12 protein-coding genes, 1 tRNA gene and 1 pseudogene are annotated in these 15,139 nt (G+C 36.1%); 10 read left to right on the top strand and 4 right to left on the bottom strand.

Annotated features, from left to right (window positions below):
• The first annotated feature begins 1 nt into the window (after nucleotide 1).
• The 5 genes from BM305_RS01510 (at nucleotide 2) to BM305_RS01490 (ending at nucleotide 4,766) form a co-directional block, all read left to right on the top strand.
• Nucleotides 2-1,594 (top strand): dipeptide ABC transporter ATP-binding protein, encoded by a 1,593-nt coding sequence (locus tag BM305_RS01510; protein WP_092558919.1) that lies wholly within the window; start codon nucleotides 2-4, stop codon nucleotides 1,592-1,594.
• A gap of 147 nt (nucleotides 1,595-1,741) precedes the next feature.
• On the top strand, nucleotides 1,742-2,857 hold the full coding sequence (locus tag BM305_RS01505; RefSeq protein WP_092558918.1) for an NAD(P)H-dependent flavin oxidoreductase: 1,116 nt from the start codon (nucleotides 1,742-1,744) through the stop codon (nucleotides 2,855-2,857).
• Nucleotides 2,854-3,657 carry an amidohydrolase family protein gene (locus tag BM305_RS01500; RefSeq protein WP_092558917.1) on the top strand — a complete coding sequence of 268 codons (804 nt, stop codon included), beginning with the start codon at nucleotides 2,854-2,856 and terminating at the stop codon, nucleotides 3,655-3,657. The genes BM305_RS01505 and BM305_RS01500 overlap by 4 nt, the downstream gene beginning before the upstream one ends.
• A gap of 82 nt (nucleotides 3,658-3,739) precedes the next feature.
• A tRNA-Gln gene (locus BM305_RS01495) sits at nucleotides 3,740-3,811 on the top strand.
• Between the two features lie 430 nt (nucleotides 3,812-4,241).
• Nucleotides 4,242-4,766 (top strand): DUF6465 family protein, encoded by a 525-nt coding sequence (locus BM305_RS01490; RefSeq protein ID WP_092558916.1) that lies wholly within the window; start codon nucleotides 4,242-4,244, stop codon nucleotides 4,764-4,766.
• A 74-nt stretch (nucleotides 4,767-4,840) separates the two neighbouring features.
• On the opposite strand, the gene BM305_RS01485 is transcribed toward BM305_RS01490, so the two are convergent.
• From BM305_RS01485 to BM305_RS01475, 3 genes are read right to left on the bottom strand one after another with little or no spacing between them, the layout of a single operon-like run.
• On the bottom strand, nucleotides 4,841-5,632 hold the full coding sequence (locus BM305_RS01485; RefSeq protein WP_092558915.1) for a hypothetical protein: 792 nt from the start codon (nucleotides 5,630-5,632) through the stop codon (nucleotides 4,841-4,843).
• Nucleotides 5,626-6,324, bottom strand: a complete 699-nt coding sequence (locus tag BM305_RS01480; protein WP_092558914.1) for an ABC transporter ATP-binding protein — start codon at nucleotides 6,322-6,324, stop codon at nucleotides 5,626-5,628. The genes BM305_RS01485 and BM305_RS01480 overlap by 7 nt, the downstream gene beginning before the upstream one ends.
• A 30-nt stretch (nucleotides 6,325-6,354) precedes the next feature.
• Nucleotides 6,355-6,738 carry a GntR family transcriptional regulator gene (locus BM305_RS01475; protein ID WP_092558913.1) on the bottom strand — a complete coding sequence of 128 codons (384 nt, stop codon included), beginning with the start codon at nucleotides 6,736-6,738 and terminating at the stop codon, nucleotides 6,355-6,357.
• A 409-nt stretch (nucleotides 6,739-7,147) separates the two neighbouring features.
• Between BM305_RS01475 and nifJ the strand changes: the two genes are divergently transcribed.
• Entirely contained in the window at nucleotides 7,148-10,675 is a 3,528-nt protein-coding gene (gene nifJ, locus BM305_RS01470; protein WP_092558912.1) for a pyruvate:ferredoxin (flavodoxin) oxidoreductase, read from the top strand.
• Between the two features lie 86 nt (nucleotides 10,676-10,761).
• Here the strand turns inward: nifJ and BM305_RS01465 are convergent, their stop codons facing one another.
• Nucleotides 10,762-11,250, bottom strand: a complete 489-nt coding sequence (locus BM305_RS01465; RefSeq protein ID WP_092558911.1) for an eCIS core domain-containing protein — start codon at nucleotides 11,248-11,250, stop codon at nucleotides 10,762-10,764.
• Nucleotides 11,251-11,530: 280 nt separating this feature from the next.
• Here BM305_RS01465 and BM305_RS01460 point away from each other — a divergent pair, with 280 nt between their 5' ends.
• From BM305_RS01460 to lysS, 4 genes and pseudogenes are all read left to right on the top strand, one after another.
• Nucleotides 11,531-11,977 carry a hypothetical protein gene (locus BM305_RS01460; RefSeq protein ID WP_092558910.1) on the top strand — a complete coding sequence of 149 codons (447 nt, stop codon included), beginning with the start codon at nucleotides 11,531-11,533 and terminating at the stop codon, nucleotides 11,975-11,977.
• A gap of 57 nt (nucleotides 11,978-12,034) precedes the next feature.
• On the top strand, nucleotides 12,035-12,991 hold the full coding sequence (locus BM305_RS01455) for a hypothetical protein (RefSeq protein WP_092558909.1): 957 nt from the start codon (nucleotides 12,035-12,037) through the stop codon (nucleotides 12,989-12,991).
• Between the two features lie 76 nt (nucleotides 12,992-13,067).
• On the top strand, nucleotides 13,068-13,550 hold the full coding sequence (gene greA, locus BM305_RS01450) for a transcription elongation factor GreA (protein WP_092558908.1): 483 nt from the start codon (nucleotides 13,068-13,070) through the stop codon (nucleotides 13,548-13,550).
• A gap of 29 nt (nucleotides 13,551-13,579) precedes the next feature.
• Nucleotides 13,580-15,067, top strand: a pseudogene (gene lysS / locus BM305_RS01445) (lysine--tRNA ligase); the annotation flags it as partial.
• Nucleotides 15,068-15,139: the final 72 nt, after the last annotated feature.

Genomic DNA, 15,139 nt, shown 5'->3' with positions numbered 1-15,139 from the left:
GATGCAGGAAGCAGAAAAAACCTTATTAAAGGTAGAACATCTTCAAATTGGGTTTCGGGAACGAAAAAAAATGAATGTTGTGGTAAAGGATGTATCATTTTCAGTGAAGGAAGGTGAAATCCTTGGTATAGTGGGAGAGTCAGGTTCGGGAAAATCAATGACTGCACTTTCCATTCTGGGATTGCTTTCAAAGGAAGCAAAATTAGTAAATGGGAATATTATTTTTGAAGATAAGGAATTATATCATTGTACCAAAAAAGAATTCTGTAAAATACGCGGAAATGATATTTCTATGATTTTTCAAGAACCAATGACTTCACTCAATCCAGTAATGAAAATTGGCTCACAGATTGAAGAGATGCTCTTATTACACAGTTCGATTAATGAGACTGAGAGAAAGCAGAAAGTGTTAGACATTTTAGAAGAAGCAGGATTACAGAACTCAGAATTACTGATTGGAAAATATCCACATCAGCTTTCTGGTGGAATGCGCCAAAGGGTTATGATTGCCATGGCAATGGTGATGAAGCCAAAGCTTTTGATTGCGGACGAACCAACCACAGCATTAGATGTTACGGTGCAGGAGCAAATATTAAAACTAATACAGCGGTTTAATAAAGAATACAAAACAGCAGTTATTTTTATATCTCATGATCTGGGCATAATTAAAAATCTCTGTCATCGTGCTATTGTTATGTGCAATGGTTTCATTGAGGAGGAAGGCAGTATACAGAAGATTTTTGAAAACCCTGAGTCAGAGTATACAAAAAAACTTTTGTCAGCAGTTCCAGGACGTGACAGAATAAATCAGTTTGAGCAGCAAGAGGATGAAATACAAGCTGCGTCTATAACGGAGCAGAAGCAGGCGTTGGAAGTGAAGCAGTTAAATGGTTTTTACCTGGAACAAAAAAATCTTTTTGGTCAAAACGCAAAGAAAAAGATTCTTGATAATATATCCTTTTCGGTAGCACAAGGTGAGATTGTAGGTATTGTAGGAGAAAGTGGATGTGGAAAATCAACACTGGCAAAGGCGGTATTGGGTCTGCTGGAACAGACGGAGGGAACGATTCATACATTTGGAGAAAGACCTGCTATGGTGTTTCAAGACCCATTTTCCAGTTTGAATCCTACTAAAAAAATCAAATGGCTTATGGAAGAACCTTTAAAATTAAAAGGGGGCTTTTCGAAACAGCAAAGACAGCAGAAGATTATGGAGATGCTGAAAGAAGTTGGCTTAGAGGAAGAACATATGAACAGGTATGTTTCAGAACTGAGTGGTGGACAGAGGCAGAGAGTGAGCATAGCTTGTGCGTTAATAACCAATTCCAGACTGGTAGTTTTGGATGAACCGGTGTCTGCTCTGGACGTAACGATTCAGGCACAAATTCTTAAACTTTTATTGAAACTTCGGAAAACCTTTGATTTATCCTATGTATTTATTTCACATGATTTAAATGTAGTTTACCAGATGTGTGATCGGATATGTGTCATGTATCAGGGAAAAATGATAGAAATTGCAGAACGCCAGGAACTTTTTGAAAACCCAAAAGAAGAATACACTAGAAAATTATTAAGTGCAATTCCTTGGATATAGGATGATGGAAAATAAATCCATGTAATGTAGTATTAAAAACCATTAAAAAAGGTAAAACTAACTTTTATATATTGACATTAAAACTCTAATGAACTATAATACAATTAAATACTTTGGAAGTCAAAATAATTTATTGGAGGCGACAGCATGATTTTAGAACCGTTAGTGATAGGAGACTTGAAGGTAAGAATACCGATTATACAAGGTGGAATGGGTGTTGGAGTCAGTCGGTACCGGCTTGCTGGAACAGTTGCAAAAGAAGGTGGAATAGGTATTATTTCTACAGCGCAGATTGGATATGATGAACCTGAATTTGAAAGCGAACCAATTGAAACGAATCTGTCAGCAATTAAGAAGCATTTACGTATGGCAAAGGAAATTGCAGAAGGTGGAGTGGTAGGCGTTAATATTATGGTAGCAACACAGCAGTACAAAAGATATGTGGAGGCTGCTGTTGAAGGTGGTGCTGATGTAATTATATCAGGTGCTGGTCTGCCGGTTGAATTACCTGCATATGTAAAAGGAACTAATACCAAAATTGCACCAATTGTTTCTAGTGTCAGAGCGGCTAATGTTATTTTGAGCTTATGGGATAAAAAGTATAAACGTACAGCGGATTTTATAGTGATAGAAGGACCTAAGGCTGGTGGACATTTGGGATTTACAGTGGAACAGCTTGCGAATATAGAACAGACAAATTATGATGAGGAAATCGTTAATATAATAAAGGCTGTATCTGTATTTGAGGAAAAGTATCAGGTTTCGATTCCTGTTATCGTAGCAGGAGGCGTTTTTACTCATGAAGATATTGTACATTGCATGGAACTAGGTGCAAAAGGGGTACAAATTGCAACCCGTTTTGTAGTGACAGAAGAATGTGATGCTTCAGATGCTTATAAGCAGGCATATATAAATGCCAAAAAAGAAGATATCGTTATTGTAATGAGCCCGGTTGGAATGCCTGGCAGAGCAATTAAGAATACTTTTTTGGAGCGGATTAAAAAGGAACGGGAACCGATTACAAAATGTTTTAACTGTATTGTCCCATGTAAACCAAAGGAAACTCCTTATTGCATTACCAAGGCATTGACCAATGCAGTTGTGGGAGACTTGGATAATGGATTGATTTTCTGCGGGGAAGATGTATATCGTTTAAATAAAATGACAACGGTACATGAACTTATGGACGAACTGGCAGCACCAAATGGTATGATTTTTTCCCAGAGATTTATAAATAGAAAAGTGTTAGAAGGTATGGTATGATTATAGATTTTCACACGCACATTTTTCCAGAAGCCATTGCGGAGAGAACAATTAAAAAGCTGGAAAAAATGGTAGAGGTTAAGGCTGCTACTAATGGTACCTTATTAGGATTGAAGCAATCCATGAGGGAAGCAGAAGTTGATTGGTCGGTGATTTTACCAGTTGTAACAAAGCCAGAACAGTTTACTTCTGTAAATGAATATGCAGCAAGTATTACAGACAGAGAAGGTATAATCTCCTTTGGAGGGATTCATCCAGAAACAAAATGCTTTCGAGATGAGATTGATAAAATCTGTGAGTATGGATTAAAAGGAATTAAGCTGCATCCTGATTTTCAAAACACGTATATAGATGATAAAAAATATATTAATATCATTACGTATGCACTTTCCCGTAATCTAATCGTTTCTATTCATGCAGGTGTAGATAAGGGGCTTCCATATCCAGTACATTGCCCGCCGGATAAGGCATACAACATGATTAAGCAGGCAGGAATGGAAGCAGATACTTCAAAAATCGTTCTGGCGCACATGGGTGGCTATTTACAATGGGATGATGTAGAAAAATATTTGGTAGGGACAAATGTATCCTTTGATATTAGTTTTTCATTTGGGTACATGAATCCTCAGCAGATGGTGCGAATGATTAGAAGTCATGGAGCGGAGAAAATTCTTTTTGGTACAGATTCACCATGGAGTGGACAAAAGGAAATGGTAAAGGCTGTTCAGCAGCTGCCTTTATCGGAAAAAGAGAAGATAATGATTCTGGGAGAAAATGCAAAAAAATTTTTACTGCTATAGTGAAAAAAAATAAATATAGTGCTTGCATTTTTTAAAAGAGTAGGTTATAATATCATTCGTGAGTGAGGTTCACTTACATTGATGGGCTATCGCCAAACGGTAAGGCACTGGATTCTGATTCCAGCATCTCCAGGTTCGAATCCTGGTAGCCCAGTTTTTATAACGTGTAGAAGATAGTTATCTTGTGAATAATAAGGTACTGGATCAATCCTGATAAGCAGGTAGTTCAGTGCCTTATTTTTTTATGTGCTAGGAAATGTGGAACAATTTCCTAGCACATAAAAAAGCACCCTAAAAAATAGGGTGCAGGATGATGCGCACTTGTGGGTAAGGAATATTGTGGCTAAAGGACAGCCACACCCCCACGGCGCGGCAAAGTGTGTGTTCCTTATAGTTGATTAAAACCGCGAGAGTGAGTGGAACACACACTTTGTTACTGTGCTAGGAAATTGCTCCATTCTAGTAATAGCTTTTAGATGGATAAATTTTGATTTATATTACACTTAATACTTGAAAAATAGTGTTAGTGGGTATATTATTTTAATTAGGATACTGCGTGTATCGAAAAGGAGGAGATGATTATTATGGATAAAGAAAAAGTTGTAACAGAAGCGGTTGAAAAAGATAAGGATTCTGTAGAGCTTGTGGAGACAAAATCAGAGGTGGAAGCTGTGGCACCAGAGAAGGAATCAGTGCAGAATAAAGCAGAAGAACCAGTAGAAGAAGCGAAAACAGAAGTAAAAGCAGAAAAGAAAACGGCAACTAAGAAAACAGCGACTCCAAAGACAACAACTCCAAAGAAAACAACTAAGAAGACTGTGAAGCAGGAAAAGACAAAAACTGAAAAAGCGGTTAAACCAGTAAAAGCAGTAAAACCCGTTGCAACAGCTTCTAAGAAAACGGTAAATACAAAAGTATCTATGTACATACAATATGCTGGCAAAGAAGTTTTGCATGACGATATCGTTGAAAATATAAAGGCAGATTGGGTTCTTCAGGGGAACAAAGAAAAGGATATTAAGAAACTGGATGCATATATTAAGCCAGAAGAGGGCGCCGTGTATTATGTAATTAATGACACTCCTGACTCTGGAAAGATTGATTTATAATTAAAAATGTTTATAGAAAGAAAACAAAGGAAACCAGTAAAGGAATCCTTTGTTTTTTTTGTAATAAAAAATATTTATTCAAGATTTAATTTCTTTTCAAAAATGTATTTGGTGCAGAAGAACAGCCCAGCAAATACGAGAGCATTAATAAAAAATGCAGCGGTTAGATAAATGTTATAAAAGGACAAAACATCTGGAAGGTATTCTGTCTCTAGTACATCGATCTGCCCAATTGACAGGATTCCTAAAATAACAGAGTAAATAGTCTGTATTGCTGTACTTAAACCAAAATAAAAAATAATTGAAAATAGCAGTTTATGTTTTTGAAGTAGTTGTCCCAGTGCAATGGCAGCAAATATCATAAGCTGGCTTACAAATAGGGAACCTATCATTAACAAAATGAAGATAATAACTGTATAAGTATAACTAACATCAAACGAACCAAGGAACTCAATCATTTCACGTATCGGAATTTCACGAAAATCAACTTGTAAAAATATTAGTAGGGGAATACTAATGCAAAACACAATGACGATAATGACAGACCATAAAAATGCTACTAATAATTTTGAAAAAATAATGGAAGAAATTTTAACTGGTAATGTATGTGTCAGATACCCTTGATCGGTAACCATTGTTTTGTAAAAATTATGTGCAATAACAAAGTAGCCAGACATAGCATAAGCAACTAGTAATAAAAAGTATGCAACTAAAGCAAGTACGGCTACAATACGTACTGGCGTTGGATAATCTTCAAAATTTAAAAGAAAACCTGCAATAAAACTATAAACAATTACAAAAATGGATATTGGCAGCAGAATTCTGCTTACTGCTTTCATATCATATTTAAATAATTTTCCTAACATCTATATACCTCCCTGAATAACGCATCAATTGATTTTCCTTCCTTAATACGGACATCATCAACGCTGGCGTGTAATTTTACCATTCCGCTCTGGATAAAAACAACCTCATCCAGAATATTTTCAATATCCTGAATTAAATGAGTTGAAATAAGTACAGTGCCGTTTTCGTTATAATTTTTTATAATCGTGTCAAGAATATAATCCCTTGAAGCAGGGTCTACGCCGCCGATTGGTTCATCCAGACAGTATAAATCTGCTTTCCTTGACATGACAAGAATGAGCTGTACTTTTTCCTTTGTTCCCTTTGAAAGTGTTTTTAACTTATTATTCGGATTAATCTGCAAACGGCTAGTCATATCATAAGCTTTTGCAATGTCAAAATCAGAATAGAATTCTGCGAAGTACTGATAGAAATCTTTTATTTTCATCCAGTTATTCAAATAGGTCCGGTCTGGAAGGTAAGATACTATTTTCTTTGTTTCCATACCAGGTATATTTCCGGCAACTTTCAGTTCACCACTACTTGGCTCCAGCAGCCCATTAATTAATTTAATTAGTGTTGTTTTACCACATCCATTTGGTCCTAACAGTCCGACAATTTTACCACGCTGTAAAGTTAAATTTACATCGGACAGAGCAACAAAGTGGCCATATTTTTTTGCAAGATTTCTACATTCGAGAATATTTTCCATAGATAAACCTCTCTTTCCTTTATTAAAATTTTAGTGATACAGGACTGGGACTTCGTCTTTTGTCAATTCAAGTAAAATAGTAACCGTTTCATCTTTTTGAAATCCAAGGTGTTCCATTTTAGTTAAAAAATCTTTAATTTCCTTTTTAGCAAGGTCTGCCTTCATTGTCTGAAGCATGGTTTTATCCTCCGTTATATACCGTCCGCTAGTACGGTTTGTATAAACTAAGTTTTCACGTTCTAATTCTGCCAGTGCTTTTTGCATCGTATTTGGATTAACAGAGGCTTCAGCAGCTAATTCTCTGACAGAAGGTATTTTGTCACCTGACTGGAACTTACCAGATATGATAAGATATTTTAAATGTTCCACCAGCTGAAGATAGATTGGTCTGTCTGAATTTAAAATCCAGGGCATTTTCATCATCCTTTCATAAAAATAGATTTATTGGTCATAATAGTAGATGGCAGTAATAAGAATACTAATTTCTATCACGTGTACCACTGTACTAAGTGCTTAATACAATAATACGATACGTAAAAGGAATTGTCAACCTTTTTTTATAAAAATATTATGTATATAAAAAAATACAATCAGCAATTAATTTGTAAAAGCGCTCAAAGCCTTGAAAAACAAGAATACTTTGTGGTGGTTAAAATAAGAATTGTTTTTGCTTTAACATCGAAATCTTTACAATTTCTCCAAAAAGTGATAGAATAATCATCAGTGTATGCCTTTTGAGAAAAAGTATCGTTTAATTGATCTTAAAGAAAGAACGGAAACTCAATAGGGCATGATATGCAAAATAGAAGGAGGATATATTAAAATGGCAAGAAAAATGAAAACCATGGATGGAAATACAGCTGCTGCTCACGTTTCATACGCATTTACAGATGTTGCAGCGATCTATCCTATCACACCATCTTCCCCAATGGCAGATTACACAGATATGTGGGCTACTCAGGGCAGAAAAAATATTTTTGGACACGAAGTTGTAATTTCAGAAATGCAGTCTGAAGCAGGAGCAGCAGGTGCTGTTCATGGTTCTTTACAAGCAGGAGCGCTTACTACAACTTATACAGCATCACAAGGTTTATTACTTATGATTCCTAATATGTATAAGATCGCAGGTGAATTATTACCATGTGTATTCCATGTATCAGCTCGTGCACTTGCATCACATGCATTGTCCATTTTTGGAGATCATTCCGATGTATATGCATGCCGCCAGACTGGTTATGCAATGCTTTGCGCAAGCAGCGTGCAGGAAGTTATGGATTTAGGAGCAGTTGCTCATTTAACATCTATAAAAGGAAGAGTACCTTTCTTACATTTCTTCGATGGATTTAGAACATCTCATGAAATTCAGAAAATTGAGATCTGGGATTATGAAGATTTAAAAGAAATGTGCGATATGGATGCAGTAGAAGCATTCCGTGACCGTGCGTTAAATCCAAACCACCCAGTAACTCGTGGTACAGCTCAGAATCCTGATATTTTCTTCCAGGCAAGAGAAGCAAGCAATCAGTACTATACAGCAATTCCTGATATGGCTCAGGAGTATATGGACAAGGTAAATGCTAAGATTGGAACAGACTATAAATTATTCAATTACTATGGTGCTCCAGATGCAGAAAGAGTTCTTGTTGCTATGGGTTCCGTATGTGATACAATTAACGAAACAATTGACTATTTAATGGCTGCCGGCGAAAAAGTTGGTGTTATTAAAGTTCGTTTATATAGACCTTTCAGTGCAAAACATTTAATTGATGCAATTCCTGACACAGTAAAACAGATTACTGTATTAGACAGAACAAAAGAACCAGGTGCTCTTGGCGAGCCACTTTATTTAGATGTAATTGCATCACTGAAGGGCTCAAAATTCCATGATGTTCCTGTATTATCAGGCCGTTATGGTCTTGGTTCTAAGGATACAACTCCAGCTGATATTATTGCAGCTATCAGAAACAGCGAGAAGCCAGTATTTACATTAGGAATCAAGGATGATGTTACTAATCTTTCTCTTGACAGAACAGAAAATCCTAATACAACTCCAGCAAGTACAATCAGCTGTAAGTTCTGGGGACTTGGTGCGGATGGTACAGTTGGTGCTAATAAGAACTCTATCAAGATTATTGGTGATCATACAGACATGTATGCTCAGGCATATTTTGACTATGACTCTAAAAAATCAGGTGGTGTAACAATTTCTCACTTACGTTTTGGTAAGGATCCAATTAAGTCTACTTACCTAATTAGTAAGGCAAACTTTGTTGCATGTCATATGCCTGCTTATATCAGAAAATATAACATGGTTCAGGATTTAAAGGATGGTGGTACTTTCCTTTTGAACTGCGCTTGGAATATGGAAGAATTAGACAAGCATCTTCCAGGACAAGTTAAAAAATATATTGCAGATCATAACATTAACTTCTACACAATTGACGGTTTCAAGTTAGGTAAGGAAATTGGTCTTGGTGGACGTATTAATACAATTTTACAATCTGCATTCTTCAAATTAGCTGAGATTATTCCAGCTGATGAAGCAATCCAGTATATGAAAGACGCTGCTACAGCAACTTACTCTAAAAAGGGTGATGACATTGTTAAGATGAACCATGAAGCAATCGAAGCTGGTGCTAAAAACATCGTTAAGATTGAGATTCCTGCTTCTTGGGCTGATGCAGATAAAGAAAGCTTGAATATGACTGTATCTGGTGACAGAGATGAAGTTGTGGATTATGTAAATTCTATTCAAAACTCCATTAACTCTCAGACAGGTAATGAGCTTCCAGTTTCCGCATTTGTTAAATATGCAGATGGTACTCTTCCTGCTGGTTCTGCTGCTTACGAAAAACGTGGTGTAGCAATTGATGTTCCAGTTTGGAATCCAGATAACTGTATTCAGTGTAACTTCTGTGCTTATGTGTGTCCTCACGCAGTTATTCGTCCAGTTGCAATGGATGAAGCACAGGCAGCAGCAGCACCAGAATATCCATCTATGGATATGACAGGAATGGCTGGTTACAAATTTGCTATGTCAGTTTCTGTATTAGACTGTACAGGATGTGGTTCTTGTGTGAATGTATGTCCAGGTAAGAAGGGTGAAAAAGCTCTTTCTATGACTAGTTTAGAAACACAATTAGCTTCACAGAAAATGTTTGATTATGGTGTATCCATTGACACTCCAGCTGCTGTTTCTGAGAAATTCAAAGAAACTACAGTTAAAGGAAGTCAGTTTAAACAACCATTACTTGAGTTCTCAGGAGCTTGTGCAGGATGTGGTGAAACTCCATATGCTAAGTTAATGACTCAGTTATTTGGTGATAGAATGTATATTGCAAATGCAACAGGTTGTTCTTCTATCTGGGGTGGTTCTTCACCAGCATCACCATATACTGTAAATAAAGAAGGCAAAGGACCAGCTTGGGCTAACTCTTTATTTGAAGATAATGCAGAGTATGGTTTTGGTATGAGACTTGCTCAGGAAACATTAAGAAAACGTATTGTAAGTGCAGCATCAGATTTAGCTGGACAAGCAGACGATAACACAGTAAAAGCAGCATTAGAAAAATATCTTGCAGCTAAGGATGCTACTTCAGGTGAAAGTGCAAATGCTACAAAAGAAATGGTTGCAGCATTAGAAGCTTCTGGTGCTGATAATGAATTAAAGAATTATATCTTAAAGAATAAAGACTTCGCTTCTAAGAAATCCCAGTGGATTCTTGGTGGAGATGGATGGGCTTACGATATCGGATTTGGTGGTGTTGACCACGTATTAGCAAGTAACAAAAATGTTAATATTCTTGTATTCGATACAGAAGTTTACTCCAATACTGGTGGACAATCTTCTAAGGCTACTCCAACAGGTGCAATCGCTCAATTTGCTGCTGCTGGTAAAGAAGTTAAGAAGAAAGACTTAGCTGCAATTGCAATGAGTTATGGTTACGTTTATGTAGCACAGATTGCACAGGGTGCTGATTACAATCAATGTATCAAAGCATTTATTGAAGCAGAAAGCTACGATGGTCCTTCTTTAATTATCGCTTATGCTCCATGTATTAACCATGGTATTAAGGGTGGTATGAAGAGCGCTCAGACAGAAGAAAAACGTGCCGTTTCTGCTGGTTACTGGCATTTATTCCGTTTTGACCCACGTCTTGAGGCAGAAGGAAAGAATCCATTCCAGTTAGATTCAAAGGCTCCAACAGAAGATTATCAAGCATTTATTCAAAGTGAAGTTCGTTACAACAGATTATTACGTTCTAATCCGGAAAGAGCGAAAGAGTTGTTCGAGAAAGCTGAGAAGGATGCTAAGGCTAAATACGAAGCATTAGTAAAAAAAGCAGAGTAATAAAAATTATTTCAAACATGCATGAATGAAAATGAAGGAGGCTCTTTTCATAGCTAGCAAATAGCTGTGGAAGAGCCTCCTCTTTGTTAATTTTGTAAAGCTTTTTGTCCCATGGAATCAGCCTCGTGTTCTAATGATACATCATCATTGATATTGGCATCATTAATTTTGGTTGTAGGCTGAACACGTCCTTGTTTTTGCTGAACTACATGCCACGCCTCGTGAGCAACGTGCTGTTCCTGACCAGGAGAAACAAAAATTTCAGATCCCTGCGTATAAGCCAGAGCATTTAAAGAAGAAGGTTTATCAGAATTATAGTGGACTTTGACGTCATCCATACTGAACCCAGATAAGTTTTCAACATTTGATTTTAAGTCATCAGAAAGCCCGGTGTGATTTTCTTTTCGCTGGACGGGTTCTTCTGTAAATAGGTTAGTAAATGCGTTGGGCTGATTTGCTTTTTTAAATGAAGGCTGAGAACTCATTTTTTGAACAGGAACGGTATCAGCAGAGGAAGAAATGTCTGACTGCTTCTGGGAAAATGTCTTGCTTTTCTTTGTAGACAATTCATACATGCAACTATCACCTCAATACTATTATGTATAAAACATATTATATCATATATGGTAACATGAACCAAAAGTTAGCGCAAGTAAATAAAATAATAATGCACATTTTTCAAAAAAAAGCATATTAAGTAATTAGATTGCATATAATATAAGGTTGATTTTTACATTACAGTGCTTAAAAACAACATCTGATGTTAAATTATAGTAAAATATGGTATAATGCATTATAATATAAATATCCGATTTATATGCATACATAGACAAAATAGTAAAGGGGGAATAACGTATGGCAGTTAAGGTAGACTATAAACTGGTTAATTTTATATCTTTTGATGGTTTGTTAACGCAAGACAGGGCAGCTATAGTAGAAGAACGCATGAAGCAGGGGAAGCCAATTTCAGACGTGAGTTATGGTGAATTTATTCAGCTTTGTACTTATATAAAAGGGGGTGAAATTCATCCCTCGATAGAAATTTATAATCAGCTTTGCAGAGGTTGGAACCGTATTGAACAAGATCATGCATGGAGAAAAGAAAAAATTTATTTTGAAATTTTTCCAGCAGATCAATCGGAAAGTCTCAGGGAAGATATTTTAAACTATATAAGCCGATGGTCAGCCGGAGAAGAATTAAACCAATACGAAAGAGCAGCAATGCATGCAGGAAGTATCATTTTTGATAAAAAAGAAGAATTGGAAAACGCTGAAACGAAAAGAAAAAATAATAAAATGTGAATAAGAAATATCAGGAAGGAATACAATATTAGAAAACTATGCTTTGCGGTGTACAACATGAAGGATGCATTATCTAATAAATTTTACATTTTACAACCTATAAAGAATAAGCAAAGTACAGCTTTTACCCAATATTATAAAAAACATTTTAAAAAGAAATATTATAACGGGCTGTATTACAAGTTTCCAGTCAGGGTTCAGGCTATTACCCAGTATCACATGGATGGAACAGTAATACAGCTTCCGTTTACAGCAGAAGAATTAGAAGAATTAGAAAAAGAGTATATTGATAAATTTATGAAAAAGCTGTGGGAGAGGTTTGACATAGGAAGCTGTTATATTGAAAAGGATTTAAGGGGAGTATTAAAGGATTACTATGAGGACAAAAGCTGGTTTTTTCAATACATGCTTTTCAAACCATGCCTTTTAAAAATAATTGAGCATTATAATATTGATTTGAAGGAAACAAAAGTTGTTATTGTGGATTCAAACAATAAAAAAATAGAGTTTGTACTGCAATATCTGGTACCAGAATTGAATTATCTGACAATTGTAACTGACAGAGAGGAATATTTTCAGGATGCAATTGAAATTATATATCATACAACAGGATTATTAGTTGAGCTATGCCAGTATCCGGTTCAAGAGCCACTTTCCAGTACACTGGTTATTTTTTTGGACTCTGGGCAGTATAAGCTGTATTCTATGTTTCCTGAAAATTCGTTTGTGATGGATTTAGCATTTCATCCTATAAAGAGGGACTATTTAGCTAATCGAAGAAAGGATTTGGTCATTGCATATGATTTGGAGATTGAATTTCAGGGAGAGCAGGCAGATAAGGAACTGGTCATGGAAATCCTTACAAAGGACTGCTGGAAAATTAATCGGTTTATTAACAAAGAGAATAGTTCGATTACTCCTGGAGAAATGGAAGAACTATTTAAACATTACAAAATACGTGTAAAAACACTTAAAGTATTGCAGAAAGACAAAAGTGTATACATTGACAATTAGAACGGTATGAGATATAATACTATGAATGTGATAATATAATACAGAGAAGAGAATAAAGTTGGAGGTTGGGGCAAATATGGCAGAAAAAAAGAACATTTTAACCTATGAAGGTTTGAAGAATCTTGAAAACGAACTTCAGGAGTTAAAGGTAAATAAGAGAAAAGAAGTTGCTCAAAAGATTAAAGAAGCCCGTGAACAGGGCGACTTGTCAGAAAATGCTGAATACGATGCTGCAAAAGATGAACAACGTGATATTGAAGCTAGAATAGAAGAAATTGAGAAAATATTAAAAAATGCAGAAGTTGTAGTAGAAGAAGATGTGGATCTGAATGTAATCAATATTGGTTGTAAGGTGCGCATTTTAGACTTAGAATATAATGAAGAATTAGAATATAAAATTGTTGGTTCAACAGAAGCAAACAGTTTAAAAGGAAAAATATCCAATGAGTCTCCAGTAGGAACTGCTTTGATTGGGGCACAGCAAGGGGAAGTAATAGAAGTTGAGACTCATGCAGGTACACTGAAATATAAAATACTTGAAATACAGCGTTCAAATTAGTAAGTAATATAGAAAAGGAGAGAATTATTTTGGCAGAACAGAATAATCAACAGGACCAACAAGAGAATCTGAGTGAGTTAATTAAGGTCAGACATCAGAAGTTAACGGAGTTACAGGAAAATGGAAAAGATCCATTTCAGATTACAAAGTATGATGTTACCGCTCATTCCAATGAAGTAAAAGAAAAGTTTGACGAATTTGAAGGAAAAGAAGTTACCATTGCAGGTCGTATTATGTCAAAACGTGTCATGGGAAAAGCATCTTTTTGTAACCTGTCCGATCGTTATGGAAATATTCAAAGTTATGTTGCAAGAGATTCTATCGGAGAAGATTCTTATAAAGATTTTAAGAAATATGACATAGGTGATATTGTAGGTATTAAGGGTGAAGTATTTAAGACAAAAACAGGAGAAATCTCCATACATGCTTCCGAGGTAGTTTTACTTACTAAGAGTCTTCAGATCCTTCCAGAAAAATTTCATGGTTTAAAGGATACCGACGTCCGATACAGACAGAGATATATCGATTTAATTGTAAACACAGAAGTAAGAGATACGTTTATGAAACGTTCCGCAATTATCCGAGAAATAAGGAATTACCTTGATGGCAAGGATTTTATAGAGGTTGAAACTCCTGTGTTAGTGCCTATGGCTGGAGGAGCCGCAGCAAAGCCTTTTACCACCCATCATAATTCATTAGATGAAGACTTAAATTTACGCATTTCCCTTGAATTATATCTGAAGAGACTGATTGTAGGCGGTCTTGAGAGAGTTTATGAAATTGGACGGGTTTTCCGAAATGAAGGCCTTTCTGTTAGACATAATCCAGAGTTTACTTTATTGGAGTTATACCAGGCATTCACAGATTATCATGGAATGATGGATTTGGTTGAAGAATTATTCCGTACAGTAGCAGTGAAGGTTCTTGGTACATCTCAAATCAGCTATGACGGTGTAGAGATTGATCTAGCGAAACCATTCGAGCGTCTGACTATGATTGATGCTGTTAAGAAGTATGCTGGTGTTGATTTTAATGAAATTAAAACGGTTGAAGAAGCGAAAAAGGTTGCCAAGGAGCATCATGTTGAATTTGAAGAAAGACACAAGTATGGCGATATTATTAATCTTTTCTTTGAGGAATTCTGTGAAGAAAAGTTAGAACAGCCAACGTTTATTATGGATCATCCAGTAGACATTTCTCCGCTTGCTAAGAGAAAGCCTGAAAATCCTGAATTTACAGAGCGTTTTGAGCTGTTTATTACAAAGCGTGAAATGGCAAATGCATTTTCAGAGTTAAATGATCCAATCGATCAAAGAGGCCGTTTTATGGCACAGGAAGAGCTTTTTGCTGCTGGTGATGAAGAAGCGAATCATTGTGATGATGATTTCCTTTGTGCTTTGGAATATGGTATGCCTCCAACTGGCGGTATTGGAATCGGAATTGATCGTTTTGTAATGCTGTTAACGGACTCCGCAGCAATTCGTGATGTGTTGCTGTTTCCGACGATGAAGAGCTTGGAGAAGTAAAGGTAGGGAAATCAAAGGGTTGCAGCATGTCAAGTCACTAGATGACAGTAATTTGACAGACCA

The organism is Anaeromicropila populeti (assembly GCF_900112775.1).
In the GTDB taxonomy this organism is placed as follows: Bacteria; Bacillota; Clostridia; order Lachnospirales; family Lachnospiraceae; genus Anaeromicropila_A; species Anaeromicropila_A populeti.
The sequence above is the reverse complement of the archived record's forward strand: the minus strand, read 5'-3'. Positions and strand labels throughout refer to the sequence as shown.